The organism is Skermanella stibiiresistens SB22 (genome assembly GCF_000576635.1).
GTDB lineage: Bacteria > Pseudomonadota > Alphaproteobacteria > Azospirillales > Azospirillaceae > Skermanella > Skermanella stibiiresistens.
Window position 1 is genome coordinate 20,417 of sequence record NZ_AVFL01000030.1, and the last position, 24,370, is coordinate 44,786.

Here is a 24,370-nt window from a genome sequence, read left to right on the forward strand (position 1 = left end):
CGGAGTTCCGCCCTTATTTCCCCACTTCGGCGCGGGCCAGTGCCGGCACATAGGCGAGGCTGGTCGGCATGCGCCGGCTGATCTCCTCGACACGGCCGCGAAGTTCCGCGACGTCGAGTATGCCGTCATAGCGCTTCGCGCGTTCCTCGGCGGCCGTCATCCGGTCCTCGAGCCTTTCCAGTACCTGCGCGACGCGGGTCTGTTCGGCGCCCATGCGGGTCATCTCACCCCTCATGCCGGTCATTTCGCCCTTCATGCCGGCCATTTCATCAAGGATCCGGCTGAGGGCGGGTTCCAAACGCTGGAGGATGGTCAGCGCGTCATCGGGCTGTTTCATGTCGCGGGCTTCTTCCGATAGCGATCTCCGAGACATACTACCCGTCACCCCCGTGTTGGTCACCAACTTTAGGGGTATCCCAGTCAGTCACCACCGCGTTCGCGCCGGCTGAGGAACGCCAAGCGTTCGAACAGGTGAACGTCCTGCTCATTCTTCAGCAGGGCGCCGTGGAGGGGCGGGATCAGCTTCTTGTTGTCATGGGTGCGGAGCGTCTCGGGCGACACGTCCTCGACCATCAGCAGCTTGATCCAGTCCAGCAGTTCGGAGGTGCTCGGCTTCTTCTTGAGGCCCGGCGTCTCACGGACCTCGTAGAACAGCGTGAGCGCGTCCCGCAGCAGGTCGCCCTTGAGGTTGGGGTAATGGACCTCGACGATGTGGGCCATCGTCTCGGGATCGGGAAAGCGGATGTAGTGGAAGAAGCAGCGGCGCAGGAAGGCGTCCGGCAACTCCTTCTCGTTGTTCGAGGTGATGATCACGACGGGCCGCTGGCGCGCCTTGATCACCTGCCGGGTCTCGTAGACGAAGAACTCCATCCGGTCGAGTTCAAGCAGCAGGTCGTTCGGAAACTCGATGTCCGCCTTGTCGATCTCGTCGATCAGCAGCACGGGGGCCTCGGGCGCGTCGAACGCTTCCCACAGCTTGCCCTTGACGATGTAGTTCCCGATATCCCGGACCCGCTCGTCGCCCAGCTGGCTGTCGCGCAGGCGGCTGACCGCGTCGTACTCGTACAGGCCCTGCTGGGCCTTTGTGGTAGACTTGATGTGCCACTGGATCAGGGGACGGTCCAGCGCGCGGGCGATCTCCTCCGCCAGGATGGTCTTGCCGGTACCGGGTTCCCCCTTGACCAGCAGGGGACGCTGAAGCGCCACCGCCGCGTTGACCGCGACCCGAAGGTCCTCGGTGGCGACGTAGTTCTCGGTACCGGTGAACTTCTTCATGCGTCAGACCGCCCCTTCCATCGCCGCTTCGATCGCCGCCACCGCGTCGTGGGCGTTGGCGCCGTCGGGACCGCCCGCCTGCGCCATGTCGGGACGGCCACCACCGCCCTTGCCGCCCAGCGCCGCGGCGCCCGCCTTCACCAGTTCGACCGCGCTGAAGCGGCCGGTCAGGTCCTCGGTCACGGCGACGACCAGCGAGGCCTTGCCGTCGTTGACCGCGACCAGCGCCACCACGCCGGAACCAACCTGCTTCTTCATCTCGTCGGCCATCGGCTTCAAGTCCTTGGCGGGCATGCCGTCCAGCACCCGCGCCGCGAACTTGACGCCCGCCACGTCCTTCTCACCGCCACCGGCCGGGCCGGAGCCACCGCCCATGGCGACTTGGCGGCGCAGATCGGTCAACTCCCGCTCCAGCTTGCGCCGCTCGTCGACCAAGGCCGCGACCCGCGCCGGCACCTCCGCCGGGGTCGCCTTGAGGGCGGCGGCGGTCTGGTGCAGCAGGTGTTCCTGCTCGTTGAGGTAGGTCGCGGCGCCGTATCCGGTCAGCGCCTCGACGCGGCGGACGCCGGCCGCCACGGCACCCTCGCCGACGATCTTGAACAGGCCGATGTCGCCGGTGCGGCGGACATGGGTGCCGCCGCACAGCTCGATCGAGAACTCCTTGCTGGCGTCCGGGTCGCGCCCGCCCATCGAGACGACGCGGACCTCGTCGCCGTATTTCTCGCCGAACAGCGCCATGGCGCCCAGGCCGACCGCCTCCTGCGGGCTCATCAGCCGGGTCACGACATCGCTGTTGCCCAGCACCCGCCGGTTGACCTCGGCCTCGACCACGGCGATGTCCTCGGCGGTCAGGCCGATCGGCTGGCTGATGTCGAAGCGCAGGCGCTCGGGCGCCACCAGCGAGCCCTTCTGGGTGACATGGTCGCCCAGCCGGCGGCGCAGCGCCTCGTGCAGCAGATGGGTGGCGGAGTGGTTGGCGCGGATCGCGGAGCGGCGCGCGGTGTCGACCCGCAGCTCGACCACGTCGCCGACCGCCAGCGTCCCCTTGGCGACCTTGGCGACATGGACCCAGAGGGCGCCCAGCTTCTTCTGCGTGTCGGATACCGGCACCTCGGCGCCCTCCGGCGTGAACATCACGCCGCTGTCGCCGACCTGACCACCGGACTCGCCATAGAACGGCGTCTGGTTGACGATCACCTGGACATCGGCGCCGGCCTCGGCCCGCTCGACCCGCTTGCCGTCCGCGATCAGGGCGAGGACCTTGCCCTCGGCCACCTCGGTGTCGTAGCCCAGGAACTCGGTGGCGCCCAGCTCGTCGCGCAGTTCGAACCACAGGGTCTCCGTCGCGGCCTCGCCGGATCCGGCCCAGGCCTTGCGCGCCTCCGCCTTCTGGCGCCCCATGGCCTGATTGAAGCCGTCGATGTCGACCGTGCGGTTGCGGCCGCGCAGCACGTCCTGCGTCAGGTCGACCGGGAAGCCGAAGGTGTCGTAGAGCTTGAACGCGGTCTCGCCCGGCAGCGAGCCGCCCTCGGGGATATTGGCGGTCTCCTCGTCGAGCAGGCGGAGGCCGCGCTCCAGCGTCTGCTTGAAGCGTGTCTCCTCCAGCTTCAGCGTCTCGGTGATCAGCGGCTGCGCCCGGACCAGTTCGGGATACTGCGCGCCCATCATCTGGACCAGCGCTGGCACCAGCCGGAACATCAGCGGCTCCTTGCAGCCGATGATGTGGGCGTGGCGCATGGCGCGGCGCATGATCCGGCGCAGCACGTAGCCGCGGCCCTCGTTGGAGGGCAGCACGCCGTCGGCGATCAGGAACGAGGTCGAGCGCAGGTGGTCGGCGATGACCCGGTGAGACACCGCGTGCGGTCCGTCGGCCGCGACCTTGGTGGCGTCGGCCGACGCCAGGATCAGCGCTCGCAGCAGGTCGATGTCGTAGTTGTCGTGCTTGCCCTGCAGGACGGCGGCCAAGCGCTCCAGCCCCATGCCGGTGTCGATCGACGGCTTGGGCAACTCGATCCGCCTGTCGGGCGAGAGCTGCTCGTACTGCATGAAGACGAGGTTCCAGATCTCGATGAACCGGTCGCCATCCTGGTCGGCGCTGCCGGGCGGGCCGCCGGCCACCTGCGGACCATGATCGTAGAAGATCTCGGAGCACGGGCCGCACGGACCGGTGTCGCCCATCCGCCAGAAATTGTCGTCGGTCGGGATGCGGATGATCCGGCTGTCGTCGAGGCCCGCGATCTTCCGCCACAGCGCCGCAGCGTCCTCGTCGGAGGAGTGGACCGTCACCAGCAGCTTGTCCGGCGCCAGCCCGTACTCCTTCGTGATCAGGTTCCAGGCGTGCTCGATGGCGCCTTCCTTGAAGTAGTCGCCGAACGAGAAATTGCCGAGCATCTCGAAGAAGGTGTGGTGCCGGGCGGTATAGCCGACATTGTCCAGGTCATTGTGCTTGCCGCCGGCGCGCACGCATTTCTGGCTGGTGGTCGCCCGCGAATAGGGTCGCGTCTCGGCGCCGGTGAAGACGTTCTTGAACTGCACCATGCCGGCGTTGGTGAACATCAGCGTCGGGTCGTTGCGCGGCACCAGCGGGCTCGACTCGACGATCTGGTGACCCTGGCTGGCGAAATAGTTCAGGAAGGTGGCGCGGATGTCGTTGGCGGTCTGCATGATGGCGCTCGGTTCCCAGGACGCGGGTTGGTGCGGCCCCCTGATCAACGGTTTCGGCTGATCGAAAGGTTTCGGCCGACACGGACTTTCCCTGTTTGTAGCGTGCGGACCGGGCGCCTGTCCACCGATGCCCTGAGAGGTGCCTCCCCTGGAAAAACTCAATTGAAAAAGCCGCGCGACCCTAGAGGACCGCGCGGCTCATCGAACCGCCACCGCGTTGGCGACGATCAATCCGGGGTGCTGGCCTCGGCGTCGGACTCCGGCGTGCCCATCATCGCGTTGGCGACGAGCCCGGCGTTGGCGCGGATCTTACCTTCGATCGATTCCGCGATCTCGGCGTGCTGGCGCAGGAACGTCTTGGCGTTCTCACGGCCCTGGCCGATGCGCTGGCCTTCGTAGCTGAACCACGAGCCCGACTTCTCCACCACGTTGGCCTGGACGCCCAGGTCGAGCAGTTCGCCGACCTTGGAGACGCCCTCGCCGTACATGATGTCGAACTCGACCACGCGGAACGGCGGGGCCATCTTGTTCTTGACGACCTTGACGCGGGTCTGGTTGCCGACGACGTTCTCGCGGTCCTTGATCGCGCCGATACGGCGGATGTCCAGCCGGACGGAGGCGTAGAACTTCAGCGCGTTGCCGCCGGTGGTGGTCTCCGGGTTGCCGAACATCACGCCGATCTTCAACCGGATCTGGTTGATGAAGATGACCGTGGTGTGCGACTTGGAGATCGAGCCGGTCAGCTTGCGGAGCGCCTGGCTCATCAGGCGGGCATGCAGGCCGACATGGCTGTCGCCCATCTCGCCTTCCAGCTCGGCGCGCGGCACCAGGGCCGCGACACTGTCCACCACCAGCACGTCGATGGCGCCAGAGCGGACGAGGGTGTCGGTGATCTCCAGCGCCTGCTCGCCGGCGTCGGGCTGCGAGATCAGCAGCTCGTCCACATCGACGCCCAGCTTGCGGGCGTAGCCGGGATCGAGCGCGTGCTCGGCGTCGACGAAGGCGCAGGTGCCGCCATTCTTCTGGGCCTGGGCGATGGCGTGGAGGGCGAGCGTGGTCTTGCCCGAGCTTTCAGGACCGTAGATTTCGACGATGCGGCCACGCGGCAGGCCACCGATGCCGAGCGCGATGTCGAGGCCGAGCGAACCGGTCGAGACGACCTCCGCCTCCGTCGTGGCCTCGCGCGCGCCGAGCTTCATGATCGAGCCCTTGCCGAACGCGCGTTCGATCTGACCGAGGGCCGCGTCTAGTGCCTTTTGCTTATCCATGGGACTTTCAACCAAACGCAAGGGTGCGGACGACATGCTGGGGCCCCTCTTCTCTCACACGGTCATCGGGAGTGCAACGTGAAGAGAATGTACTCATTCCGTTCTCCCTTGCCAAGAGGAAACAAGAACGGAATGAGAACAAAATGAGTCCTCCCAACGGGGGGATCCAGGGTGGAACCTGGTGTCAGCCGTCGCGCAGGACCTCTTTCACCTTGCCGGCCAATTGCTTGAGGCTGAACGGCTTGGGCAGGAAATGGATGTGCTCGCCGGCGTCGATCTGGTCGCGGAACTTGTCCTCGGTATAGCCCGATATGAAGATGACCTTCATGTCGGGCCGTTTGTCGCGGACGTGGCGGATCAGCGTCGGGCCGTCCATGTGCGGCATCACGACATCGCTGACCAGCAGGTCGATCCGGTTGGTCTCGGAGTTCAGCACGCTGAGCGCCGCCTCGCCGCTCCGGGCCTCCAGCACCTGATAGCCTTTGTTGCGGAGCGCCCGGGCGCTGAACACGCGGACCGCGTCCTCGTCCTCCACCAGCAGGATCGTTCCGGTCCCAGTAAGATCGCCGGCCGACCGCTCGCGCGCCTCGCTCTCGGCCTCCGCCGTCACGCTGGCGACCTTGGCCGCCTGATGGCGCGGCAGATAGATGGTGAACTTGGCGCCCTCGCCCAGCGCGCTGTCGACGAAGATGAAGCCACCGGTCTGGCGCACGATGCCATAGACGGTCGACAGGCCCAGCCCGGTGCCCGACCCGACCTCCTTGGTCGAGAAGAACGGCTCGAAGATGCGGACCAGGTTCTCCTTGGGAATGCCGGTGCCGGTGTCGCCGACCTCGATCACCACGTATTCGCCGGGCGGCATCTCCTCGTGTTCGCGCCGGGTCGGCGTATCGGTCGAGACGTTGCTGGTCTGGATGCTCAGGCGCCCGCCATCCGACATGGCGTCCCTCGCGTTGACCGCCAGATTGATGATGACCTGCTCCAACTGGCCCTGGTCGACCTTGATCAGCCCAAGCTCGCGGCCATGGGTCATCTTGAGTTCGATGTTCTCGCCGATCAGGCGGCGCAGCAGGTTGGACAGCTCGGCCAGCACGTCGGTGATGTTGAGCACGCGGGGCTGGAGCGTCTGCTGGCGCGAGAAGGCCAGCAACTGGCGCACCAGATTGGCCGCCCGGTTGGCGTTCTGCTTGATCTGCATGATGTCGCTGAACGACTGGTCGCCCGGCTTGTGGCGCAGCAGCAGCAGGTCGCAGAAGCCGATCATCGCGGTCAGCAGGTTGTTGAAGTCGTGCGCCACGCCGCCGGCCAGCTGGCCGATCGCCTGCATCTTCTGGCTTTGGGCGAACTGCGCCTCCAGGCTCTTCTGCTCGGTCAGGTCGATGAAGTGCAGGATCATTCCGGATCCGGAACCAACACCGTTGCCGGTGGCGCCGGCCATGCGGCGCGCGTAGAGCTGCGCCATCTTCTTCTCGCGGCCCAGGACCCGCAGGTTGACCTCGAAGGGCGCTATCGTATCGGAGCCGGACTTGATCTCGTCGAGCCGGGCCAGCACGGTCGACCGCTCGACCGGGCTGAACAGCTCGGCCAGCGGGCACCCCATGATGCTGGGCAACGGCCGCCCGACCATGGTCAGGAACGCCTGGTTGCACTCCGCCAGCTTGCCGCTCTCGTCGATCAGCGCGATGCCGATCGGCGCCTCCTCGAAGAAGCTCTGGAAACGCTGCTCCGACAGGTGCAGCTTCTCCCGCCACTCGCGCTCCGGCGTCAGGTCGCGCACCACCGAGCGGGTCCGGAGCGACCGGCCATCGCCCGACGCGACCACGGTCTGGATGATCGAGGCCTGGAACCGGCGGCCCTCCACCCCATTCCGGGACAACCCCTTCATGGCGACATCGCCGCGGTTCTCGGCACCGGTGAACGGGCTATGGGCGGCACCCGGCGCCGTCGCGGAATCCGCCAGTACGTCACGCAGCCGGACCGATCCGTCCATCAGGTCCTCCGGCGCGCAGCCGAGCCATTCCGCCAGCGTGGCGTTGACGTAGAGGAAACGGCCGTCCTGATCGACCGAATAGAAGCCGATCGGGGCGCTTCCCATGAAATCGGATAGATTGGCCTGCTCGTCGCGCAGCCGCTGCTCGGCCTGCTTGCGGTCGCTGATCTCCTCGAACACCCATTTCACCAGTCCATCGTTCCCGGCCCCCTCCTCGGAAAGGGGCATCACGCGGACCATGTACCAAATGACGGGGCCGCCATCTCCCCGCCCACCGGACGGCAGCGCCAGCTCGGCGGATGCCGGGACGCCGTTGCGGGCCGCGTCGACCAGCCCGCGGAAGCGGGCGGACATCTCCGGATCGTGATCGAACCGGTGCCGGAACATGTCCAGCGACCCCACCCCGGCGTTGGATATCAGGTCGCGGAAGGCGGAATTGGAGCGCACCACATGGCCATCCCGGCCAGTGATCAACCTGCCCATGGATCCGGCCTGGAACGCCTGGGACAGCGTCAGGCGCTCGCCATCGGCGTTCCCTTCAGCCTCGGCTTGGACGGCGGCCTCGACCGTGGAGACCCGCTTGGCCAGTGCCACCCCACCGACCGCCAGCAGCGCGAACACGCCGCCGCTCAGGACGACGGGGTCGGTCACCAGCCCGGAGGCGGCGAGACCAAGCCCGGCGGCCCCGACGGCGATCAGCCCGCCCGCCCCGAACATCGCGGTCCGCGCCACGCCGCCGTCACGCGGCCGTTTCCGCGCGCCTGCCTGCGCCTTCCCTTGCCCTGGCCCCGGCCCTGGGAGATCGAGGGCGGATGACGAAACCTGATCCTGCACTGCAGCCCCATGACATTGATTGCCGGTGGATCCTACTACCCCTAAGCGTTCCAGGCGAGGAACGGTTAGCCCCCTTGAAAGCGATTCTTCAGCTTGAACACGTAGGATATGACCTCCGCCATGGCTTTATAATGCTCAGGTGGGATTTCCTGGTCGATCTCGACCGAGGCGAACAACGCCCGCGCCAGCGGCGGGTTCTCGACCAGCGGAATGTCGTGCTCCTTTGCGATCTCGCGGATCTTGGCCGCCACGGCGTCCGCCCCCTTGGCCAGCACCACCGGCGCCGTCATGGCCGACTGGTCGTATTTCAAGGCCACCGCGAAGTGGGTCGGGTTGGTCACCACCACGTCGGCCTTGGGAACGGCCTGCATCATGCGCCGCCGCGCCTTGTCGAACCGCAACTGGCGCAGGCGCCCCTTGATGATCGGGTCGCCCTCCTGCTGCTTGTACTCCTCCTTCTGGTCGTGCTTGCTCATCCGCATCTTCTTGGCGAACTGGAAGCGCTGGTAGAACAGGTCGCCGCCCGCCAGGAACAACATGATGATGGTGACCCAGAGGAACAGCTTGACCACCAGATGCTGGATCTCGGCCAGCAGCATCTCCATCGGCATGCCGGCGTAATGCTCGACGCTGGTGATCACCGGCGTCAGGATGATCGCGCAGACGGTGCCGATGACGATCATCTTCGCCAGCCCCTTGATCAGCTCCAGGCTGTTCTGGAACGAGAACAGCCTCATGAAGGCGGGCAGCGGGTTCAGCTTGGTGATATCGGGCGTGATCTTCTCGGTGGAGACCAGCCAGCCGATCTGGAGGATCGTCCCCAGGATGCCGGCCGCCGCCATCACCAGCACGGGCAGCAGGATCGCCAGGATGGCCGTGATGGCGGTGTCGGTCAGGATCTGGCCGATCGCCCCCTGGTCCATCGGCACCGTGCCGGCCTGTTCGATATAGGCCACCAGCGAGCCGCTGAGCCGCCTGACCGACCCCGGCGCCACCAGCGAGACGACGACCAGGCTGCCGAGCAGCATCAGCCAGGTCTTCGTCTCCTGGCTCATCGGAACGTTGCCCTTCTCGCGGGCGTCGCTCAGCTTCTTGCCGCTGGCCTCCTCCGTTTTGGAGGCGTCATCCTCATCCTCGGCCATCGGGCGCTCAGCCGAGCAGGCCGGAGAGGGTGGTCTCGACCGCCTGGAGCCAGAACAGCATCGTCGCCGAGACCACGATCGTGAACAGGGCCAGGCCCAAGGCCACCTGCCCGCCCATGATCACGCTGAAGGCCTGGAGCTGCGGCATCATCTTCTGTAGCAGGCCGAGCGCCAGGTTGAACATGATGCCGACCGCCAGGAAGGGGGCCGCCATCTGGGCGCCGATCATGAAGCTCTGCCCGACCATCCTGGTCATCATGTCGGCGAGGTCGCCGACCGGCAGGGTGGCGCCGGGCGCGAAGACCTCGTAGCTGCCGATCACCGCCAGGATCAGCATGTGGTGCAGGTCCGTGACGAACAGCAGGATGATGCCGATATAGCCCATGTAGGCGCCAATCAGCGTCCCTTGCGACGCCAGCGCGGGGTTGAACATGAAGGCGTTGGAAAGTCCGATCTGCATCGAGATGATCGTCCCGGCGATATCCAGCGCCGCCGTCAGCATGCGGGTCAGCGTGCCCAGGAAGACCCCGACGAAGCTCTCCATCACCAGCAGCACCGCCAGCCCCAAGGCTCCCGCCGGCACCGGCGGCAGGGTCGGCATCAGGATCGGCAGGACCACGAGGGTGATGGCGAGCGCCATCATCAGACGGATGCGGGTCGAGACATAGCTGTCGCCGAATCCCGGCAGCAGCATGAAGGCGGTGCCGACCCGCGAGAAGATCACCATGAAGGCGTAGATCTGGCCGTTGAGCGCGTCGTTCAGGCTCAGCAATTCCATCGGCATGGGATCACGAGGCTCCCATGCCGATGATCCTGTCCGCCAATTCCTGGGTGAAGGTGACCAGCGTCGCCAGCATGAACGGCATCAGCAGCAGCAGGACGCCGAACACGATGACCACCTTGGGCACGAAGGTCAGCGTCATCTCCTGGATCTGGGTCAGCGCCTGGAACAGGGAGATGACCAGCCCGACGACCATCGAGATGATCATGATCGGACCGCCGATCTTCAGTGTCACGATGATCGACTCGCGGACGACCTCCATCACGTCGGTCGCGTTCATGGCCTCAAGACTCCCCGGCTCCCCATCCGATCCCGCAAGATCCGTCCGACCCCATCGGGCCGCTCAGATCGGCATGCGCAGGATTTCCTGATACGCCTGCACCACCTTGTCGCGGACGCTGGTCGCCGTCTGGAGCGTCAGCTCGGCGTTGGTCACGGCCGTGATCACCTCGGTTAGGTCGGCCTTGCCGACGACGGCGGCGGCGCTGATCTGCTCGCTCTTGTGCAGCTGGCCGATGCCCTGGACCGTGGCGTCCTTGACCAGCGACGCGAAGGACGGCCCTGCGTCGGCCGGCGCCACGCCCGGCGAGCTGCCGGTCGCGGCCATCTTGGCATAGGCGCTGAGCGCGTTGGCGACGGAGGCGACCATGGTTCAGGCTCCCGTGGAGGGCGTGGGGGTTGGCGGTTTGCCCGGCGGTTCAGCCGCGCAGGATCTCGATGGTGCGCATCAGAAGCGTCTTGGACGCCTCGATCACGCTCAGGTTGGCCTCGTAGCTCCGCTGCGCCTCGCGCATGTCGTTGCTCTCGACCAGGGTGTTGACGTTCGGGTACAGGACATAGCCCTCGGCGTTTGCGCTGGGATGGGTCGGATCGTAGCGCCGCTGGAAGTCGCTCTTGTCCTTGTCGATCTTGCGGACGCGCACGGTCTCGACGCCCATCTGGCGGTCCAGCGCGTTCTCGAAGCTGATGACCTTGCGCCGGTACGGCAGGTCGTTCGGTGTCTCGGCCGTCGAATCGGAGTTCGCCATGTTCTCGGCGATCACCTTGATGCGGGCGCCTTGCACCTTCATGCCCGCGGCGGCGACGTTCAGGCTGTCGCGCAGATCCATCTCGTTTCCTCCAAGGGTCGGGAGTCAGGTTCCCAAGGGTCGGGTCTAACTGGCGCCGCGGCCGATCACGGTGCGGACCAGGCCGACCTGCTTGCGATAGAGGTTGGTGACCAGCTGATAGGTCATGCCGGTGTCGGCGATCTTGGTCATCTGCTCCTCCATCACCACCGCGTTGCCGTCGGGCGCCACCTCGTAGTTGCTCTTCGGCTTGTCCTGGCGCACATCGTTGCCGCGCGCCGAACCGGGTCCCGCCATATGGCCGACCGCCGTCAGGCGCGGCGCCAGCCTCTGGCTTTGCCCCAGCGCCCGATCGAAGGTGAAGGCGGTCAGATCGTTGGGACGGTATTTCGGCGTGTCGGCGTTGGCGATGTTCTGGGCGAGCACCTGCTGACGCTCGGTCAGCCAGTCCAGCTTGCCCTTCATGAGCTTGAACAGACCCGTATTGCCCAGATCCATGGTGCCTTCACCCTTCGCAACGCAAGGTTCCAGAATTACCCGGATCGCGTTAATTTGCCGTTAACGTGTCCCCTCCGGGACCGATCCCCCAATCACCAAGCAAGTTCCAAGCCACCCCAGGGCGTGAGGTGAAACCCCCCGTCCCGCATGACGAACCGTCCACTCCACCAGTGCCGCGGCAGTTCTTGCCGGGTCGAGATTGCCGGCCTCTCCTTCAGATTTGGTTAAGCATGACCGGATAGGGTGGCGATCGTTCCGCGTCAGCGGACGCCCGTTTCAATCCGGTCGAGACCTTCGTGGCCTATCCAGACAGCTCAGACATGGGATACCCCCGTGGCCGGCCGGCCAAGCCGCGCCGCCCGATCGCCGTGGCGCTCCAATACGAGCTGGATGGCCCGACGCTGCCACGCGTCGTCGCGAGCGGCCAGGGCCATGTCGCGGAGCAGATCCTGGAAATGGCCTTCGCCAATGGCGTCAAGGTCCGCGAGGACGCCGATCTGGCCGAACTGCTGTCGGTGGTCCAATTGGACAGCGAGATCCCGGCCGACGCGCTGGTCGCGGTCGCCGAGATCCTAGCCTACATCTATCGCGCCAACGGCAAGCTGCCGCCGCGCGGAGGCCAGCCATGACAGACGCGCCGGCCACCCGCCACCTCGACGGGGTCGAGCGGGACCTGGAGCTGATCGCCCTGGCGGTGGCCGACACGCGCGTGGCCTTGAGCGGCGGCGGCGTGATCGACTTGGCCGGACTGGACGACAGGATCGCCGCCATCTGCGCCACACTGGAAGGCCAGCCACCGGAAGCCTCGCGGGCCTTGCTGCCCCGACTGCTGGCCCTGGTCCAGGATCTCAACGAGTTGTCGGCCGCGTGCGAACGCGCCAGGGCGGACACCTCCCTCGAATTGGAGCGGGTTTCGACCCGCAACAGGGCGTCGCAGGCCTATGGCCGCCAGCCGATTCCCTTCCCGCCCCCGCCCGAACCATCGGGCGAGTGATCGGCGCCCAATCTCCGACCGCTCCCCAACCGCTCCCGGAACAAGCCTGGAACCCCGCCCGCCATGGAGATGGAAACTTATCTGCGCTTCGTCCTGGCCCTGGTCTTCGTACTGGGTCTGATCGTCGTCGCCGCGTGGCTGATGCGCCGGTTCGGCTATGCCGGGGCGGTGGCGGCCCGGCCTGGACGGGTCCGGCGGCTGGGCGTCGTCGAGGTTGCCCAAATCGACGCCCGCCGGCGGCTTGTCCTGGTCCGCCGCGACGATGTCGAACATCTGGTGCTGCTGGGAATGAACAACGACCTCGTGCTGGAGGCCGGCATCAGGGCGCCGGCGGACGCGGTGCCGGGAGCGGCGCCATGAAGCCGGCCGTCTGGCCCCCGATCTGGCCCCCGATTTGGCGTGGATGGGTCCTGCTGGCCCTGGTGACCGCCCTGTGGACGGCGGCTCCCCCCGCCTTGGCGCAAAGCTTCAGCCTGGACCTCAACCGCGCGGGGGGGTCCAGCACCTCCCAGATCATCCAGCTTTTCGCGCTGATGACGGTGCTGTCGCTGGCCCCGAGCATCCTGGTGATGGTGACGGCGTTCGTCCGGATCGTCGTGGTGCTGTCGTTCCTGCGCACCGCCATGGGCATCCAGCAGACGCCGCCGAACTCGGTGATGGTCAGCCTGGCGCTGTTCCTGACCGCCTTCATCATGGCCCCGACCATGCGGGAAGCCTACGACAACGGCATCGCCCCCCTGATCGCCAGCGACATCGACGAGATGGAGGCGTTCGACCAGACCATGAAGCCGTTCCACGTCTTCATGATGAAGCATGTCCGCGAGGCCGACCTGATCCTGTTCGCCGACATCGCCAAGACAGGCGAGATCAGGAACCCGGAGGACACGCCGCTCCAGGTGCTGATCCCGGCCTTCATGATCTCCGAGCTGCGCCGCGGCTTCGAGATCGGCTTCCTGCTGTTCCTGCCGTTCCTGATCATCGACATGGTCGTGGCGTCGATCCTGATGTCGATGGGCATGATGATGCTGCCGCCGGCCGCCGTCGCCATGCCGTTCAAGATCATCTTCTTCGTGCTGGTCGATGGCTGGCACCTGATCTCGGGAACGCTGGTCCAGAGTTTCGGCACCATATCCTGACGCGCCGCCGGCCCGGGATCATCGGCGGGATCATCGCTGGCCCACGCGTGAAAAAGGACGGGACGCCAGCGGCGTCCCGTCCATCATCGGATCCGCCCGATCAGATCTTGGGCGCGCGCGGGGTGACGGGGGTCGTCACCGCCGTATCCACGGCCGCGACCTTCTCGCCGGGAATGCGCTCGATCTCGACCTCGTCGCGGCGGACGGTGTCCTTGACCGTCTCCACGCGGTCGGCGACCTCCTTCCGCAGGACGACCTCCTCGGTGACGCGCGCGGTCTTGGCGACCACGACCTCCTCGTCGGTCTCGGTCATCTCGAAAGTCTTCTCGGTGAAGTCGGTGGCGGAGACCGGAACGTCGCCGGTCACGGCGCGGCGCTCGACCGTGACGGTCTCATCCCGCAGCGCGACGCTCTCCTCGACCGGAGTCTCGACCACGAAACGGCGGACCCGGGTGGTGCCGCGGTTGACCGCCCGCTTGCCGACCGCCAGCTGTTCCTCGGCCAGTTGGATGGCATCGCCGTCCGTCGCGGCCGTGCCAGTGCCGGCCAGGCTGCCACCGGTCGTGGTGCCGCTCGTGGTGCCGGTCGACGCCAGGGCGGTGGGAGCGGCGGTCCTGGTCTCCGAGACGCCATAGGCCGACGCGCGCTCGTCGATGTCGACGGGGCCATGTCGCTCCAGGATCTCGGTCACTTCATCGGCGCGTGGCCCGGAGGCGCGGACCGTCACCAGCGACGATCCACTGCTCAGGCTGCGCTCGTAGACGCTATCGTCATCGGAACCACCGCCGAACAGGCTGGCCCAAAAGCCCTCCTCGCGCGGCGCGGCCTCGCTGGTGGAATCCTGGGACACGCCATCATGGCGGCTGATGGCGTCGGCCGGAATATTGGCGGCCTTCAGGTCGCGGACGGCGGCATCGGCGTCGGCGGCGGTGTCATAGACCGCGACGATGGTGTCATCGGTGGCGGCGCCACGGTTGTTGTTCTCGATCATTTAGCTAGCTCCTGGAAATGGTTCAGGCGGAGTGGTCCGCCTTGGTCCGGGTGATCACGGCTTCCTGGTCACGCACCAGCACGGTTTCCCGGTGATGCCCGGTGACCTGGACGCGCCGCATGTGGATCTCTTCCTTGAGGACGAGCCGGCGCTCGACCACGACGACCTCCTCCACGACCGGGATGATCGTGACGTCGCCCTCTTCGCGGACGGGCGGCACGGCGTCGACCACGCGGCCGATCGCGACCCGCTCCACCTCGACCCGGTGGTGGGTGACTTGCTCGTCGATCAGCCGTTCCCGCTCATGGGTGACCGTGTCGACGCGCACGGTGTCGCCGGCGACGACATGGCGCGTGACGGACAGTTCCTCGGTATGAAGGGGAACGACCAGCTCGCAGGCATCTGCTTCGACGGATGACATGCGATCGCCTTTTGGAAAATCGACGTTCTTCGCCCCGTGGCGAATGGTCAGGGATTGAAACAAAGGCGGCGGACGGAAGTTGTGCGCCACGGCGAAGCCGTTTGCGGTGACCCACTATGCGTAACCGGCTGGGCGAAAAGACCGCTCCGGGCGGAACTTCCGGGAATGATGGGACGGGCGGCTTCTACGCCCTAGGGTTTTTCCCCGGCGGAGGGAGACAGGGTGGTCTCCAATTCATGGACGCAGTCGGCGATGTGGTTCAGGACGGTGCGGACGCGCGGCGTGTGGCGGTTGTCGCGATGCACGACCAGACGGATCGCCGTGCCCGGCGGTGGCGCCGGCGGGGTCAGACGGATCAGCTTGTCCTCGCGGTCGGCGCGGAACCGGGCGAGACAAGCCAAGCCACCGCCGTGGGTGGTGGCGAAGACGGCTGATTCATGGCTGTTGGTCCGCATCGCGACACGGGCCCGGCTGGCGAGGTTGGACAGCCAGTCGGTCTGCGCCGCGTCCTGGATATCCTCGACCTGCACGATCAGGTGATGACCTGGGCAGCCGGTCGCGAAATCGAGGCCATCGTGACCTTCCAGATAGGGCGTGCTCGCGTAGAGCCCGAATTCCAGGCCGCCGATCTTGCGGACGACCAAGTCGTGCTGGTCCGACCGTCCCAGCCGGACGGAGATATCGGCCTCCCTCATGGAAAGGCTCAACTCACGCGCGGTCGATATCAGTTCGACCGTGATTTCCGGATGCCGCTCGCGCAACGCCGCCAAGCAGGGGCCGAGGATGTGGCTGGCTATCGTCTCGGCGCAGGAGACGCGGACGAGTCCGGCGAGCCGGGTGTCGCGGCCGGCGACGGTGCGCTCCAGGGCCAGCGCCTCGGCCTCCAGGCGCTCCGCCTGTTCGTGGACCTCCCGTCCGGCGTCGGTCGGCACATAGCCATCGGGGGTTCGATTGAGCAGCCGAACTCCCAGGCTCGCCTCCAGCGAGGCCAAGCGGCGCCCGACCGTCGACTGGGCGACGCGCAGATCCTTGGCCGCGGCCGACAGGCTGCCGTTTCGGGCCAGGGCCAGGAAGAACCTGAGATCGTCCCAATCGAGCATCGACCAACCGCCAAGCGTTTTCGCATTCCCATTCGTCGTGTTTGAACACGTGACCGTCGCGTTCGGATCACTTAAACCAGACACTCGGCCGAGATTGCCGCAACGCACCCAAAGGGCGCCCAATCTCTTTGTAAGTATACCATCAGTTCAGATCGTTTTGTCCCAGTTTTTAATGAGAAATCGAAGTAGTTACTGAGATACTTTATCCCAGACGAAAAATGAATTTTTGAAGATCGATGAATCAATCGGAACTTGTTGCGCCGCAACATGTTGTTTTCCACAGACGAGATCGGCATGACGTCGACCGTTAAATTTTAAAATACTTAATCAAAGGAATTCCCATGACCACGTCCATCATCGGTCTTTTCGAAACCCGTGAAATCGCCACCAAGGTCCAGGGGGCACTCACCAAGTCCGGCTTCAAGAAGGAAGCCATCGAAATCCTCAACGACGTCACGTCGGCCAAGATCTCCAAGCGTCTGGTCGAAGCCGGCTACGAGAAGGACAAGGCCGACGAATACGGCGCGGCGATGCGCGACGGCGGCGCCCTGATCGTGGCCGAGGCCGCCGACGACGCGGCCGACGACGCCCTGGCTACCATGCGCAAGTTCAACGCCCTATCGCCCGACGCCTTGCAGGAACTGGTTGGCGATAAGCCGTCCGATGAGGCCGAGGGCGCCACCGAGAGCGCCCAGGTGATCGAGGAGGAGCTGGAGGTCGGCACGGCCAAGACTGTGGGCGGCAAGCGGCTGGCGGTGTCGGTCAGCGAGCACGAGGTGCAGGAGACCGTCATCCTCCACGACGAGACCGTCGAGGTCGAGCGCACCCCGGTCGATCGGGTCATGAAGGCCAGCGAGGCCGACAAGGCGTTCCAGGACCGCAGCATCGAGATGGTCGAGATCACCGAGAAGCCGGTCGTCACCAAGCAGGCCCACGTGATCGAGGAGGTCTCGCTCGCCAAGAAGTCGAAGGAGCGCGAGGTCACCGTCACCGGGACCGTGCGCCACCAGGACGTGACGGTCGAGGAGATGGACCGCCAGACCAAGACGGTCAAGAAGGCCTGACCCTCGGGTCCTCTTCCAAAGGTGTCGCTCGCGCCGTGGGTCCAGCCGGACCCACGGCGCGAGCCGCGTTCAGCCCTCGCCGACTTGGACGACCCTCAGGTTGTTGGTCGTTCCGGCCTGGGCGAAGGGAATGCCGGCGACGATCACGATGGTGTCGACCGGCTTCGCGAAGCCTTCCGACCGGGCCGTCGCGGTGGCCCGCTGGACCATCTCCTCGTAGGTGGTGATGTCGTCCGACAGGATGCTGTGGGCGCCCCAAAGCAGGCAGAGCCGGCGGGAGACCTTGGCGTCGGGCGTGATCGCGACGATCGGCATCGGCGGACGCTTCCGCGCGATGCGGGCCGGCGTCGTACCGCTTGACGTGAAGGCCACGATCGCCGGGGCGTGGACGGCTTCGGCCAGATCGGCCGCCGCGGCGGCGACCGCGTGCGGCGCCGTCTGTTCCTCGCCGGGCCGGGTCGCCTCGATGATCGAGCGGTAGAGTTTGTGCTGCTCCGTCGCCTTGATGATGCGGTCCATCATGCCGACCGCCTCGACGGGATAGCTGCCGGTGGCGGACTCGGCCGACAGCATGACCGCGTCGGCGCCGTCATAGATGGCGGTCGCGACGTCGGACGCCTCGGCCCGCGTCGGCGTCGGGGCGGTGACCATGCTGTCCAGCATCTGGGTCGCCACGATCACCGGCTTGACCGCCAAGCGGCAGGCGCGCACCAGCTCCTTCTGCCGGCCCGGAACGAACTCGTGCGGGATCTCGACGCCCAGGTCGCCACGCGCGACCATGACGGCGTCGGACAGGCGGATGATATCCTCGATCTGGTCGAGGGCGGCCGGCTTCTCGATCTTGGCCATCAGGCCGGCGCGGTCGCCGATCAGGCCGCGCGCCTCGATCATGTCGCCGGGCTTCTGCACGAAGGACAGCGCCACCCAGTCGACGCCAAGCTCCAGCCCATAGGCCAGATCGGCGCGGTCCTTGGCGGTCAGCGGCGACAGGTCGAGCACGGTGCCGGGAAGGTTGACGCCCTTGCGGTTGGAGATCACGCCGCCAACCATCATCTCGGCTTCGATCCAGTCGTCGCCCAAGCCCGTGACACGGACCCGCACGCGGCCATCATCGATCAACAGCTCATGTCCCGGCAGGATCGCGGCGAAGATCTCGGGATGGGGCAGCGGAATCGACATTTGGTCGCCGTCGCTGCCCGACAGGACGAAACGGATCTTCTCACCGGCCTTCAGGGTGAGCTTGCCGTCGCGGATGGTGCCGACCCGGATCTTGGGACCCTGGAGGTCCTGGAGGATGCCGATGGGACGGGCGACCTCCGCCTCCAGCGCGCGGATGGCGGCATGGACCTTGGCGTGGTCGTCATGGGTGCCGTGGCTGAAGTTGAGCCGGAACGTGTCGACTCCCGCCTCGAGCAGCTTTTTCAGCATCTCCGGCGACGAACTCGCCGGTCCCACGGTGGCGACGATCTTTGCTCGGCGGTAACGGCGCATTTTCTCTATCGGCCTTGAGGCCGCCTCTCTGCTGGGCCGGCCCCGATCGCGGAACCCTGAATACCGGAGGGTGCCGGGCGACCGGGACAGCGCGGAATTCGTTGACATGACGCGGGACCGGTCCGGATCGATCGTCCCCACCCATGCCATCGAGGAATCCGGCTGTCAGTCGTGGCGGTATCGACGCGGGTGTTGGAGCCCAGCCGCGCGGGCCACCTGACAGCCTAGGTATTGTCGCCGCGAACCCTAACAGGAACTCCCGGCCACGACCACCCCACCCGGCAGGGGTTCGCCCATGCCGATGGTCATAGTGGCACCCCCATCAGACGTTCGAACTATGAATGGCGTCGACCACCGCCGCCGTGACGTCCTTGGTCGTGCTGGTGCCGCCGACGTCCGGTGTCAGGATACCCGCCGCGGTCACCAGCTCCACCGCCCGCATCAGACGTTCGGAAGCCTCGTGCTCCCCGAGATGGTCGAGCATCTGGGCGGCGGTCCAGAACGTCGCCACCGGGTTGGCGATGCCCTTGCCGGTGATGTCGAAGGCGGAGCCGTGGATCGGCTCGAACATCGATGGGAAGCGGCGCTGCGGATCGATGTTGGCGGTTGGGGCGACCCCCAGGCTCCCGGCGAGGGCGCCCGCCAGATCGGATAGGATGTCGGCGTGCAGGTTGGTCGCGACGATGGTGTCCAGGCTTTTCGGGTTCAGCGTCATTCGGACGGTCATCGCGTCCACCAGCATCTTGTCCCAGGTGACATCGGGGAATTCTGCCGAAACCTCCTCCGCGATCTCGTCCCACATCACCATGCCGTGGCGCTGGGCGTTGGATTTGGTGACGACGGTCAGGAACTTGCGGGGGCGCGACTGGGCCATCTTGAAGGCATAGCGCATGATGCGGGTGACGCCGACCCGGGTGAAGATCGCGACCTCGGTACCGACCTCCTCCGGCAGACCGCGGTGGGCACGGCCACCATGGCCGGAATACTCGCCCTCGGAGTTCTCGCGGATGATCACCCAGTCCAGATCGCCGGGGCCGACATTGGCGAGCGGCGACTTGATGCCCGGCAGGATCTTGGTCGGGCGGACGTTTGCGTATTGGTCGAAGCCCTGGCAGATCGGCAGGCGCAGGCCCCACAGGGTGATGTGGTCGGGCACGTCGGGAGCGCCCACCGCGCCGAAGTAGATCGCGTCGAACCGCTTGAGCGTCTCGAGTCCGTCCGCCGGCATCATGACCCCGTGCCTCTTGTAATAATCCGAACCCCAGTCGAACGTCTCGATGTTGAACTTGATGTCGCCCATCCGCTTTTCGAGGCTGGCGAGGACTGTGGTGCCGGCGTCGATCACCTCGGGGCCGATGCCGTCGGCGGGGATGGCGGCGATGGAGTATTCACGCATGGGGGTCTTCCTTCCGGCTTTTCTTGATGGGGGTGGCGGGCGTCAGTGCTGACCAACGGTGTTGGGAGTGGCCAACTTATCCCTGTCGCGCTGATCGCGGGCCAGCGGCAACGTCAGGACCGCCGAGAGGACCAACAGGCCGGCGACGAAGAACAGCCCACCCTCGAAACTTCCGGTCGTATCCTTGATCCAGCCGATCATGGAGGGGCCGACGAAGCCGCCGGGATTGCCGATCGAGTTGATCGTCGCGATGCCGGCCGCGGCGGCGGAGGAACCGCATTTCGGACGCGCGGCGCGGCGCCTGGACATGTTGCCGGCGGCGCTGGGGCGGCACATCCGTTTCCTTGATGAGGATTTGGGAACGCGGCTGAAGACGCGGACCACGCGGAACGTCGCCTTGACCAACGACGGCGCGTCCCTGCTCGACGAGACGCGCGTGCCGCTGGCCCAGGCCGATGGTTTGGCGGCGCGATCGACAGCGCCGCGGCTGGGACGCTGCCCCTGTCGCTCCACGATTTCCGGAAACGCCGGCCGGAGGTCGTCATCCAACCGCTGGAGGACAAGACCGTGCGCCTGGGGACGCGCCTGCTCCCCGGCCGGCTGGATCCGGCGTTCGTCCGGCCCCCCGGGCATCCGGACAAAAACCTGGAATTCCACTTCCTGTTCCACGAGACGGCGGTGGTCGCCGTGCCGTCGCGCGATCCCTCCGCGACGAGATGCTCGCCACGCCGCGGGCCGGCCTGTCCGGCTATTCCGAACAGGCGTGACGGCGCCGCGGGATCACGAGGTCGCGGGCGCCGCTTGCGGACTGTCGTCGGTTTCGGCCCCATCGGCGGCGGCATCGGCCCGCTCGGTCCCGTCCGCGACGGGATTGGGGCCTTTCTTGTCCTTGGCGACGTCATAGCCGGAACCACCGCTGCTGGATGCCGCCGCCGTGGGACTGCCCGGCCCCGCCGGCTCGCCCATCTCGGTGCCGTCCGGATTCTTCTGGACCGGCTGGCCCGGCCGGAACCTCAAGCGGTCGATAGGGTCGGCACCGTTGTCCTGAGCGTCATCCGACATCGTCGTTCCTCCTGTCGCGGTTGAAGCGTCAGGAGGGGAACAGGGCCCGGCGGTCCCTGTTCCGTCACCCAAGTTCCATCAATTGACCGCTGGCGCCGATCCCTGCCGGCTGGCGATGAACTTCTGGAAGGTGCCGACCTCCTTGACGCGGGACTGGATCGAGGCGAGATCGACCAGATTGCCCGACTGCCCCGAGCGGGCCAGCACGCGGAAGGTGTCGGCGTGCGGACCCGCCGACATCGCCGGGGTGAACTGGGCGCGCAGCTTGTCCAGCCCGGCGCTGTCGCCGGCCAGCGACAACGCCACCGCCTGGTTCAGCACCAAGTCGGACTTGTCCTTGGACAGCGGCGTGCCGTCGGGTGGCGCCGGGCCGATCACCCTGGCGAGACCCGCCGCCGCCTCGGCCCACTGGGCGCCGCGCCACGCGATGTCGACGCGCAGCAGCTCGGCGGATTGGCTGGTATCCTCCTTCAGCAAGGCGACCGCCTCGCCATAGCGCTTCAGGTCGGCCAAGGCCCGGGCGCGCAGCAGGCGGCGGCGGGCGACCAGTTCCGGCGGCACGGGCGGGACCTCGGACATGTCGAGCGCCGCGATCGTCTGATCGGGCTTGGCGTCCTGGAGCCGGATCTCGGCCAGCCGGGTCCCGACCTCGACCTTTTCCGGCCCCTGCAGCTTGGTCGCGACCTGACCTTGCAGGAGATCGCCGGCGCGTCCCAGCAGGTCGATCTCGACCATCCGCTCCGCCAGCTTGCGCACGACCAGATCGCCACGTGGACCCGCCGGGGCCAAATCCTTGAATTGTTCGTAGAGGTTGAGCGCCTGTACCGGCGGCAGGGCGGCGGCGCCGTCCTTGATGTAGAGGTTGGCGAAAGTGTCCGAGACGCCGCGCGACAGCTCGGCCGCGCGTGGGTTGTCGGGGAACAGGGTCGCGATCTGCTGGATCGTGTTGATCCCGTCGGGGAAGTTGCCGGCCTTCATGTAGGCTTCCCCCAGCCGCTGGAGGATGTCCATCTCCAGGTCGTCGCCGCGCCACGCGAAGCGCAGGCGCTCCAGCCGGGCCGCCGCCTCCATCGGTTCCAAGGTGCCCAGTTCCTGTTCCATGTCGACCAGCGCCAGCTCGGCGCGGGTGCGGTACAGCCGGTCGGTGCCCTTGGCCGCCGCGCGGTAGGAGGCCATGGCACCGTCCTTGTCGCCGGCGAGCTGCTGGAGCTGGGCGCGTAGGAACTGGCCGGCCGGCTTCTTCTCGAACCCGCCATTGGTGCGTTTCGCCAGCATATCCAAGGTGCGGGCCGCCCCCGCGCGGTCGCCGGTGCGGATGCGGGCCTCCGCCGCCATGGCGGCCAGCTTGGTGTGGAACGGATCGGGATAGCCGTCCAGCTTGGCGCGCGCCCGGTCGAAATCGCGGGCGGCCGCCGCCCAGTCGCCGCGTCCCGCCTCGGCGGCGGCGCGCCACAGGATCGCCTCCTCCTTGCCGTCCAGCGCCGGGTTGGCCAAGTCCTCGGCACCCCCCACCGGATCGCCATAGAGGACGCGGGCGGCGCCGCGCAGCGCCTGGAACTCGGGCCGGCTCTCCAGGTCGGGCTGATTGCCGGCGAGCATACCCAGCAGGCCGAGGCTCTCGGCGGAATAGCCATGGGCGAAGTAGAAGTGGGCGAGATCCATCCGGGCGCGGTCACGCTCCACCTCCGGAGCCTTCACCACGGCTTGCTGGACTTCCTGGCGCAGTTTGTTGAACTCGCCGGTCGGGCCGCGCCGCCATTTGGCGAGGTCGAACAGGCCGGCCGGAGCCTCGACGTCGCGCCCCTTGCCGCTCAGCCGGGTCTGCGACACGCCGACCAGATCGCCGGGCGGCGACAGCATCAGGCCGCCCGTGGTGGTGACCTCGACCCCATCGCGGATCGGCCGGACGGAAACCGTGTCATCCAGCGGTTCGACGACGATGCCTTGGGACGCCGGCAGCAGGCGGACCTGCGCGAAGCCGTGGGGCTCGCCGACGGCTTGACCGGGATTGGGCAGCGGCACCAGGAAGAGCTGGTCGCCGACCACCGGGTCGTTCATTTGGATGACCTGCTTGGCGTCCGGCACGCCGACCACCAGCCGGGCGCCAAGCGGAAAGTCGCGCTGGGCATCGACCGGCAAGCCCTCCGGACGGGTGACGGCGCGCGGTCCCAGCGAGATACGCCACGTGTTGCCGTCCCGCTCCACCCGGGGCTCCAGATCATCGGGCATCGCCATGCGGAAGGCGGTGGCGCCCCGCATCGGCACCGTCTCCGCCCCGCCGAGGCCGGGGATCAGCGTGTCGACCTTGATCCTGCCCTCCAGGTCGAGCGGCCGTCCGAACACGGCGTAGAGGAAGCCGGCACGGACATAGACGGCGGCGGCGGCTGGCTCCTGGGCCTCCACCGTGACGGTGCCGCGCCGCGTCTCGACGCCGGTCGCCGCCGGCGCGGAACCGGTCGACGGCTCCTCCACCACGGGCCGCCGCGGCGAGGCCGATGGTGGTGGCGGCGTCGAGGAGGCGCTGGGGCCCGCCGGAACCGGCTGCTGACCACCCTGGGTCGTGGCCTGCTGCTGACCCTGCGGCGGGACCTGAGGCGGGAGTTGGAGCGTTCGCGGTGGCGCCTGCTTGGCCTGTGTCCCAGTGGCGGAGCCGGGCGTCGCCGCGGCGGGCGCCGGGGTCTTCGGAGGTGTCGCCGCCGGGGGGGCCGGCTCCGGTCGCGGGGCGGCGCCCGCAACCTGGGGAGGTGTGGGGGCCGGCGCCTGGGGAGCGGCGGGAGCCGGAGCCTTGGCGACCGCGTCGCGTTGCGGCGGATCGATGACGTCGAGGACCACACCGCTTTTGTTGATCCGGAAATCGCTGATCGCGCTGCCCGGCGGAATGGTGATCTGGACGATCAGCTTGCCGTCGGCCAGCGCTTGGCCGATCGTCGGGACATTGCGCAGGCGGGTCTTCTGAACCCGGGCGAAATCGGCCTTGCCTGGCTTTGAGAAGGTGATCTGGACCGTGTCTCCCTGCTGGGCGACGGTGTAGTCGACGGCTTCCGGCCAGTCGAAGACAAGCCTGTTGCGATCGGGATGCACGCCCGCCCGCACCCCGACGACGGTCTCGGCCGTCGCGGCGCCCAGCGCGGTCGAGAGCGACAGCGCCGCCACCAAGGCGGCACTCGACCAGATCGCTCTCCACCGGATCGTCATG

General features: G+C 67.1%; 23 protein-coding genes and 2 pseudogenes. 7 read left to right on the top strand and 18 right to left on the bottom strand.

Features of this window, described 5'->3' with window-relative positions; all coding sequences use genetic code 11:
- Positions 1 to 13: 13 nt before the first annotated feature.
- The 11 genes from N825_RS28420 to flgB all read right to left on the bottom strand — a co-directional run bounded on the left by N825_RS28420 (position 14) and on the right by flgB (position 11,519).
- Positions 14 to 337, bottom strand: coding sequence for a hypothetical protein (locus N825_RS28420; RefSeq protein WP_037459397.1), 324 nt, complete (start codon positions 335 to 337; stop codon positions 14 to 16).
- A gap of 83 nt (positions 338 to 420) precedes the next feature.
- On the bottom strand, positions 421 to 1,275 hold the full coding sequence (locus N825_RS28425; RefSeq protein WP_037459399.1) for an AAA family ATPase: 855 nt from the start codon (positions 1,273 to 1,275) through the stop codon (positions 421 to 423).
- 3 nt (positions 1,276 to 1,278) lie between these two features.
- Complete coding sequence (alaS, locus tag N825_RS28430) at positions 1,279 to 3,939, bottom strand: alanine--tRNA ligase (protein WP_037459452.1); 2,661 nt, start codon at positions 3,937 to 3,939, stop codon at positions 1,279 to 1,281.
- A gap of 227 nt (positions 3,940 to 4,166) precedes the next feature.
- The gene (gene recA / locus N825_RS28435; protein WP_037459400.1) at positions 4,167 to 5,243 is read right to left on the bottom strand and encodes a recombinase RecA; all 1,077 of its coding nucleotides are present in this window, start codon (positions 5,241 to 5,243) and stop codon (positions 4,167 to 4,169) included.
- A 148-nt stretch (positions 5,244 to 5,391) separates the two neighbouring features.
- Positions 5,392 to 7,929 (bottom strand): PAS domain-containing hybrid sensor histidine kinase/response regulator, encoded by a 2,538-nt coding sequence (locus N825_RS28440; protein WP_245613259.1) that lies wholly within the window; start codon positions 7,927 to 7,929, stop codon positions 5,392 to 5,394.
- A gap of 167 nt (positions 7,930 to 8,096) precedes the next feature.
- Complete coding sequence (flhB, locus tag N825_RS28445) at positions 8,097 to 9,173, bottom strand: flagellar biosynthesis protein FlhB (protein WP_037459401.1); 1,077 nt, start codon at positions 9,171 to 9,173, stop codon at positions 8,097 to 8,099.
- Positions 9,174 to 9,180: 7 nt separating this feature from the next.
- Complete coding sequence (locus N825_RS28450) at positions 9,181 to 9,957, bottom strand: flagellar biosynthetic protein FliR (RefSeq protein WP_245613260.1); 777 nt, start codon at positions 9,955 to 9,957, stop codon at positions 9,181 to 9,183.
- 4 nt (positions 9,958 to 9,961) lie between these two features.
- Positions 9,962 to 10,234: a flagellar biosynthesis protein FliQ gene (gene fliQ, locus N825_RS28455; RefSeq protein ID WP_037459402.1), complete on the bottom strand. Its 273-nt coding sequence runs from the start codon at positions 10,232 to 10,234 to the stop codon at positions 9,962 to 9,964.
- Positions 10,235 to 10,297: 63 nt separating this feature from the next.
- Positions 10,298 to 10,603, bottom strand: a complete 306-nt coding sequence (fliE, locus tag N825_RS28460) for a flagellar hook-basal body complex protein FliE (protein ID WP_037459403.1) — start codon at positions 10,601 to 10,603, stop codon at positions 10,298 to 10,300.
- Between the two features lie 49 nt (positions 10,604 to 10,652).
- Complete coding sequence (gene flgC / locus N825_RS28465) at positions 10,653 to 11,063, bottom strand: flagellar basal body rod protein FlgC (RefSeq protein WP_037459404.1); 411 nt, start codon at positions 11,061 to 11,063, stop codon at positions 10,653 to 10,655.
- A 45-nt stretch (positions 11,064 to 11,108) separates the two neighbouring features.
- Complete coding sequence (gene flgB, locus N825_RS28470; RefSeq protein ID WP_037459405.1) at positions 11,109 to 11,519, bottom strand: flagellar basal body rod protein FlgB; 411 nt, start codon at positions 11,517 to 11,519, stop codon at positions 11,109 to 11,111.
- A gap of 320 nt (positions 11,520 to 11,839) precedes the next feature.
- Here flgB and N825_RS28475 point away from each other — a divergent pair, with 320 nt between their 5' ends.
- From N825_RS28475 to fliP, 4 genes are all read left to right on the top strand, one after another.
- A complete protein-coding gene (locus tag N825_RS28475) occupies positions 11,840 to 12,148 on the top strand; it encodes an EscU/YscU/HrcU family type III secretion system export apparatus switch protein (RefSeq protein WP_037459406.1) in 309 nt (102 codons plus the stop codon).
- Complete coding sequence (locus tag N825_RS28480) at positions 12,145 to 12,513, top strand: hypothetical protein (protein ID WP_037459407.1); 369 nt, start codon at positions 12,145 to 12,147, stop codon at positions 12,511 to 12,513. Before N825_RS28475 ends, N825_RS28480 begins: the two co-directional genes overlap by 4 nt.
- A 63-nt stretch (positions 12,514 to 12,576) precedes the next feature.
- Entirely contained in the window at positions 12,577 to 12,873 is a 297-nt protein-coding gene (locus N825_RS28485) for a flagellar biosynthetic protein FliO (protein WP_084165137.1), read from the top strand.
- The gene (gene fliP, locus N825_RS28490) at positions 12,870 to 13,649 is read left to right on the top strand and encodes a flagellar type III secretion system pore protein FliP (protein ID WP_051513386.1); all 780 of its coding nucleotides are present in this window, start codon (positions 12,870 to 12,872) and stop codon (positions 13,647 to 13,649) included. The genes N825_RS28485 and fliP overlap by 4 nt, the downstream gene beginning before the upstream one ends.
- 100 nt (positions 13,650 to 13,749) lie before the next feature.
- Here the strand turns inward: fliP and N825_RS28495 are convergent, their stop codons facing one another.
- From N825_RS28495 to N825_RS28505, 3 genes are all read right to left on the bottom strand, one after another.
- Positions 13,750 to 14,640, bottom strand: a complete 891-nt coding sequence (locus N825_RS28495) for a YsnF/AvaK domain-containing protein (protein WP_051513388.1) — start codon at positions 14,638 to 14,640, stop codon at positions 13,750 to 13,752.
- Between the two features lie 22 nt (positions 14,641 to 14,662).
- Entirely contained in the window at positions 14,663 to 15,061 is a 399-nt protein-coding gene (locus N825_RS28500) for a DUF2382 domain-containing protein (RefSeq protein ID WP_037459408.1), read from the bottom strand.
- 191 nt (positions 15,062 to 15,252) lie between these two features.
- On the bottom strand, positions 15,253 to 16,161 hold the full coding sequence (locus tag N825_RS28505) for a LysR family transcriptional regulator (RefSeq protein WP_037459409.1): 909 nt from the start codon (positions 16,159 to 16,161) through the stop codon (positions 15,253 to 15,255).
- A gap of 341 nt (positions 16,162 to 16,502) precedes the next feature.
- On the opposite strand from N825_RS28505, the gene N825_RS37065 reads away from it, so the two are divergent.
- On the top strand, positions 16,503 to 17,225 hold the full coding sequence (locus N825_RS37065; protein ID WP_051513390.1) for a YsnF/AvaK domain-containing protein: 723 nt from the start codon (positions 16,503 to 16,505) through the stop codon (positions 17,223 to 17,225).
- A gap of 69 nt (positions 17,226 to 17,294) precedes the next feature.
- Here N825_RS37065 and pyk read toward each other — a convergent pair whose 3' ends face one another.
- Together pyk and N825_RS28520 are read right to left on the bottom strand one after the other, a co-directional pair.
- Positions 17,295 to 18,716, bottom strand: coding sequence for a pyruvate kinase (gene pyk / locus N825_RS28515; RefSeq protein ID WP_037459410.1), 1,422 nt, complete (start codon positions 18,714 to 18,716; stop codon positions 17,295 to 17,297).
- Between the two features lie 322 nt (positions 18,717 to 19,038).
- Positions 19,039 to 20,112, bottom strand: coding sequence for a tartrate dehydrogenase (locus N825_RS28520; protein WP_037459411.1), 1,074 nt, complete (start codon positions 20,110 to 20,112; stop codon positions 19,039 to 19,041).
- Positions 20,113 to 20,419: 307 nt separating this feature from the next.
- Here N825_RS28520 and N825_RS41060 point away from each other — a divergent pair.
- Together N825_RS41060 and N825_RS41065 are read left to right on the top strand one after the other, a co-directional pair.
- A pseudogene (locus N825_RS41060) lies at positions 20,420 to 20,464 on the top strand (hypothetical protein); the annotation flags it as partial.
- A gap of 149 nt (positions 20,465 to 20,613) precedes the next feature.
- Positions 20,614 to 20,763, top strand: a pseudogene (locus N825_RS41065) (LysR family transcriptional regulator); the annotation flags it as partial.
- Between the two features lie 129 nt (positions 20,764 to 20,892).
- On the opposite strand, the gene N825_RS40495 reads toward N825_RS41065, so the two are convergent.
- Positions 20,893 to 21,174 (bottom strand): hypothetical protein, encoded by a 282-nt coding sequence (locus tag N825_RS40495; protein ID WP_037459413.1) that lies wholly within the window; start codon positions 21,172 to 21,174, stop codon positions 20,893 to 20,895.
- 78 nt (positions 21,175 to 21,252) lie between these two features.
- Complete coding sequence (locus tag N825_RS28535) at positions 21,253 to 24,369, bottom strand: tetratricopeptide repeat protein (RefSeq protein WP_051513392.1); 3,117 nt, start codon at positions 24,367 to 24,369, stop codon at positions 21,253 to 21,255.
- Position 24,370 lies beyond the last annotated feature (1 nt).